1 protein-coding gene is annotated in these 432 nt (G+C 43.8%); it reads left to right on the forward strand.

The features are described from left to right. The coding region (locus tag HC176_RS16710) for an MBL fold metallo-hydrolase (RefSeq protein ID WP_245234939.1) at positions 1-306 on the forward strand (306 nt) is incomplete at its 5' end. Positions 307-432 lie beyond the last annotated feature (126 nt).

Consider the following 432-nt stretch of genomic DNA (forward strand, 5'->3'; position numbering starts at 1 on the left):
TGCGGGCAGTTCGGGAAGTACTGGCCTCAAATTCACATGTTTCCGGAGCAAACTGTGCAGGCAGCCTTAGATCTAAAGGCTAAAAAAACTGTTCCTGTACATTGGGGGAAATTTGTGCTTTCCTACCATCCATGGAATGAACCTATACAGCAATTTACAAGGGCTGCGCAGCAGGCAAATTTATCTTATCTCACTCCAAAAATAGGAGCTCCTATAGACTTTTCAGTAGAACATCAACAGCAGCCCTGGTGGCTGTTCGAGAATAAAGAAAAAAATTATGAACGAGAATCAGCAATATTGGGATAAGGTCTATTCCCAGAAACAACCTACAGAAGTAAGTTGGTACGAACCCATGCCCGAAGTTTCCCTGGAGCTCATTAGAAACTGTGGTATAAGTAAAGACGCTCCGATCATAGATATTGGGGGAGGGGA

This window comes from Tamlana crocina, assembly GCF_012037625.1.